The organism is Oleiphilus sp. HI0123 (assembly GCF_001635315.1).
This window is the reverse complement of sequence record NZ_LWGE01001116.1, coordinates 1-4732: the sequence shown is the minus strand read 5'-3', so window position 1 is coordinate 4732 and position 4732 is coordinate 1. Positions and strand designations below refer to the sequence as shown.

The window sequence follows — 4732 nt, the reverse complement described above, 5'->3', positions numbered from 1 at the left end:
CTCCCTCATGTTTTGATTCTCACAGCAATTGTTGTCGGCGTTGCGACAACGGCTGTGGGGCTTTCACTAATTGTTCGGATCAAACGGGCTTACGGCACAGTTGAAGAGAACGAATTTGAAAACAAGGATGATGCCATCTAATGCTTGACCAACACCTGGCTGTGCTTCCTATAATTTTGCCCCTGATAGCAGCACCTATCACACTCGTTTTGGGCCGTTCAATACTATCTTGGTGTTTTGCCACGCTAATAAGCGCTTGGGCCTGCCTGGTCTCGTGGCAGCTATTAGTTGCAGCTCTATCTGATGGCGCACTTAGCTATGCTGTCGGTGGCTGGCCACCACCCTGGGGGATAGAATTACGTATCGATGCCGCTAACGCGTTTATTCTGTTAGCCGTATCAGCGCTTTCAACACTTGTTCTAATTTACTCAAAGGACAGTATTGAAAAAGAAATCGACCCATCAAAACACTCACTATTCTACACTGCACACCTACTATGTCTTGCCGGCCTTTCTGGCATACTAGTTACTGGTGATGCCTTTAATCTCTTCGTGTTTCTTGAGATTTCCTCGCTTGCAACCTATACCCTTGTTAGCCTGGCTTCGGATCGACGCTGCTTAACTGCTGCTTTTCGCTATCTAGTGATGGGAACGATCGGTGCAACGTTTATCCTGATAGGCGTTGGCATGCTTTATATGAAGACAGGCACCCTTAACATGCTAGACCTTGCAGGCCGTATCGACGTATATGACAGCAGCCGCACGATCAATACCGGGCTCGCATTTATTATGGTCGGCGTCAGCATCAAGCTTGCTTTATTCCCATTACATATGTGGCTTCCTCCCGCTTATACCCATGCGCCCTCAGCTGTTACCGCGTTTTTGGCCAGCACAGCGACTAAAGTTGCAGTGTATGTGATGATTCGTTTCATCTTTACAATATTCGGGGCTGACCATGTTTTCACCGATATGGGCATGGATCTAATTTTGATGGTCTTGGCTGTCGTCGCAATTTTCAAGTGCTCTTACATGGCAACCGTGCAGAGCAACGTTAAAACAGTCCTTGCTTATAGTAGTGTTGCGCAAATTGGTTATATGATTCTCGGACTGAGCTTAGTCAGCGTAACAGGTTTGATGGCGGGACTTATCCACATATTTAACCATGCACTCATGAAAGGAGCTTTGTTTATGGCCGTCGGTGCCGTCTTTTATCGCGTAGGCTCTGTTGATATAAAAGCGTTCAGAGGTTTGGGCAAACACATGCCTTTAACCATGGCGGCATTCACAATTGCTGGCCTGAGTATAATCGGCGTACCGCTCACCGTTGGTTTTGTAAGTAAATGGTATCTGGTGACAGCAGCGCTAGAACAAAATCATTGGGTACTTGCTGCACTTGTACTTGCTGGCTCATTGTTAGCGGTAATCTATATTGGCCGGGTATTAGAGGCTGCGTATTTCCAAAAACTACCAGAATCACAAAACCCTAATAATATTAAAGAAGTTCCCTGGCTAATGCTGGCTCCGATGTGGGCACTTGTATTGGCAAACATTTATTTTGGTATCGATACAAGCTTGACTACCGACGCTGCAAATAGCGCATCTCAATGGTTATTCCAGAATACAACCTTAAGTATTAATGCTCAGGAGGTTTCTCCATGAACCTCTGGCAAGGTATTGAGCCATCACAGCTGATCACCCTCTCGATTCTTGTACCTTTTATTGGTGCGTTAATCGTTATCGCAACAGGTAAGAACCCAAACATCAGAGAGGCTGTCACATTAAGTACAGCAGCTATCTTATTCTCTATCGTATTAGCAATTACCGACTATACCTTTCAGGGTGTTGCCCTTAAGCTTGATGTTATCGACTTATTTCCAGGTCTTGGGATCAGCTTTGAAGTTGAACCCCTTGGCGTACTTTTCGCTATTGTAGCGAGCTTCTTGTGGATCATTACCAGCATCTACGCGATTGGTTATATGCGAGGCCACAATGAAGAAAACCAAACTCGATTTTTCTGCTGCTTCGCACTGGCGATCAGTTCCGTTATGGCAATTTGCTTCTCAGGCAACCTGCTAACACTATTCATATTTTATGAAGTATTAACACTGTCAACTTACCCACTAGTAACACATGCTGGGACTGAAGCAGCCAAGCAAGGCGGCAGAACTTACCTCGGCATCTTGCTTAGTACATCAATCGCATTTTTACTCTTTGCTGTCTTGGGTACTTACAGCTTAACAGGCACATTGGATTTCCAAGCAGGTGGAATTTTTGATAATTCACACAGCAAGGCCGTCCTTAGCGTTCTACTCGTTCTATTCTGCTATGGCATTGGTAAAGCAGCCATTATGCCTTTCCATCGCTGGCTACCTGCCGCAATGGTTGCGCCAACACCGGTTAGTGCACTGCTACACGCTGTCGCTGTCGTAAAAGCGGGCGTGTTTAGTATCCTAAAAATAATTATTTATATCTTCGGGATCGACCAGCTTAAAGAGCTCGCAACCACAGATATTATGCTCTATATCGGCGCTGCCACGATACTGCTCTCGTCTTGCATTGCTATGACTAAGGACAACCTGAAAGCTAGACTGGCCTACTCTACAGTAAGTCAACTAAGCTACATTGTCGTGGGTGCTCTGCTTGCTTCATCTATCGCCCATGCCGGTGCTGCCTTACATATCGCCACACATGCTGTTGGTAAAATCACCCTCTTCTTCTGCGCCGGTGCAATTATGGTTGCCAGTCACAAAAAGAACATCAGCGACATGGTGGGACTTGGCCGGCAAATGCCACTCACCTTTGCTGCTTTTGCGATTGGTGCAATAAGTATAATTGGCCTTCCTCCTATGGCAGGAACCTGGAGCAAGTGGTATCTGACAATGGGCGCTCTTGAATCTGACAAGCTCATCATTGTCGCCGTGCTAATGATAAGTTCCTTGCTTAATATCGCTTATCTTTTGCCCATCCCAATCAAAGCATTCTTTAATACCCAAGCAAAAGAATCTAAGCCTTGGGCATGGTCGGACACTAAAGAGGCTCCGTTACCAATTTTAATAGCACTTGGCGTGACTTCGTTTGGATGTCTTGCCTTGTTCTTCTATCCTCAACCCCTGATCGATCTAATAAATTTGATTCCAGGTGTATCAACGAATATGGGGGAAGGCTAAATGTCTGATCATCACTCTTCAGATGGCTGGTTCGACAAGCCAGAAAACGTCAAAAAGATGTTAAAAGTATTTTATGTCGCATGTGCTTTGCTAGTGATTGCTGACTTTATTGTTCACCGCCATATTTACCACAGCTGGGAGAACTTCCCTGCTTTTTATGCCATTTACGGCTTTGTAGGCTGTTCTATTCTCGTTTTCATAGCAACATGGATGCGAACCTTTCTGATGCGAGGTGAAGATTACTACGATGAGTAATGTGATTCCATTTCTTCCCCTAATGCTAGGTGCTTTAGCTGCGTTACTATTACGTGGCTGGACACGAAACCTCATCATGTTAGCGGCTCCCATTTTAGGTGCTCTTAACTTGGTCGGCCTAGAGCATGGCGTATTCTGGTCTATGGAGTTTATGGGCTATGCACTAGAGCCAGTTAAGGTTGATAAACTTAGCTTGATGTTTGGCTATCTTTTCCATCTTGCTGCTCTAATCGCCATCATCTACGCCTTGCACGTTAAGGATACTGTGCAGCACGTCGCAGGCCTCGCCTACGCAGGTAGTGCTGTCGGCGCAGTATTTGCCGGTGACTTACTTACCCTTTTCGTCTTCTGGGAGTTACTGGCACTCACATCCGTATTTCTTATTTGGGCTCGTCGAACAGATCGAGCCTATTCTTCTGGTATTCGCTATCTGATCATTCAAGTATTATCTGGCGTTTTGTTACTTGCAGGTCTATTGATCTTCGCGCACGTTAACAATAGCTTACTATTCACTCATATCGGCTTGCAGCATGAGGGCATCGCCCAAGTTGGTGCATGGCTAATCTTTTTCGCCTTCGGAATCAAGTGTGCCTTCCCTTTTATGCACAACTGGTTAACTGATTCGTATCCTGAAGCGACACCAAGCGGAACAATATTTTTAGCCTCGTTCACAACAAAGGTCGCGGTGTATGCTTTTGCTCGGGCCTACCCCGGTGAAGAAATTCTCGTATGGATTGGTGTCACCATGGCATGCTTTCCAATTTTCTTTGCAGTTATCGAAAATGATCTCCGCCGAGTACTTGCCTACAGCCTTATTAACCAAATTGGTTTTATGATTGTGGGGATTGGTATAGGTACCGCCATTGCATTGAACGGTGCCGTTGCCCATGCCTTTAATGATGTTATATTTAAAGGTCTGTTGATGATGACAATGGGCGCTGTCTTGCACATGACAGGTAAAATCAATGGCTCAGAGCTTGGCGGCCTTTACAAGAGCATGCCAAAAACAACCATACTTTGTATTGTTGGTGCTGCGTCTATCTCGGCCTTCCCGCTTTTCAGCGGCTTCGTATCGAAGTCAATGATTATGGCTGCTGCAGTAGCTGAAGGCTATGATGTTGTTTGGTTATTATTACTATTTGCCGCTGCCGGCGTATTTCATCACGCGGGCATCAAGATTCCTTACTTCGCATTTTTTGCTCACGATTCAGGTATCCGTACAACTGAACCACCCAAAAACATGCTAATTGCGATGACCTTAGCAGCCGTTGGGTGTGTTGTACTAGGTACCTTTCCTGCTCAGACTGTTTA

5 protein-coding genes are annotated in these 4732 nt (G+C 45.6%); all 5 read left to right on the top strand.

Going from position 1 to position 4732, the window contains the following annotated elements:
• Positions 1 to 12: 12 nt before the first annotated feature.
• Positions 13 to 141, top strand: a complete 129-nt coding sequence (locus A3761_RS28770) for an NADH-quinone oxidoreductase subunit K (RefSeq protein WP_255374940.1) — start codon at positions 13 to 15, stop codon at positions 139 to 141.
• Positions 141 to 1658: a monovalent cation/H+ antiporter subunit D family protein gene (locus tag A3761_RS11395; RefSeq protein ID WP_068508492.1), complete on the top strand. Its 1518-nt coding sequence runs from the start codon at positions 141 to 143 to the stop codon at positions 1656 to 1658. Before A3761_RS28770 ends, A3761_RS11395 begins: the two co-directional genes overlap by 1 nt.
• Positions 1655 to 3166, top strand: a complete 1512-nt coding sequence (locus tag A3761_RS11390; protein ID WP_068508490.1) for a monovalent cation/H+ antiporter subunit D family protein — start codon at positions 1655 to 1657, stop codon at positions 3164 to 3166. Before A3761_RS11395 ends, A3761_RS11390 begins: the two co-directional genes overlap by 4 nt.
• Positions 3167 to 3421 (top strand): hypothetical protein, encoded by a 255-nt coding sequence (locus A3761_RS11385; protein ID WP_068508488.1) that lies wholly within the window; start codon positions 3167 to 3169, stop codon positions 3419 to 3421. It begins immediately after the preceding gene.
• On the top strand, positions 3414 to 4732 hold a 1319-nt coding region (locus A3761_RS11380; RefSeq protein ID WP_068750236.1), incomplete at its 3' end, for a Na(+)/H(+) antiporter subunit D. The genes A3761_RS11385 and A3761_RS11380, both read left to right, overlap by 8 nt.

What these genes read in the sequence shown, in the direction of transcription:
- A3761_RS11395 (WP_068508492.1), top strand. Translation starts at nt 141, where the DNA reads ATGCTTGACCAACACCTGGCTGTGCTTCCTATAATTTTGCCCCTGATA.
- A3761_RS11390 (WP_068508490.1), top strand. Translation starts at nt 1,655, where the DNA reads ATGAACCTCTGGCAAGGTATTGAGCCATCACAGCTGATCACCCTCTCG.
- A3761_RS11385 (WP_068508488.1), top strand. Translation starts at nt 3,167, where the DNA reads ATGTCTGATCATCACTCTTCAGATGGCTGGTTCGACAAGCCAGAAAAC.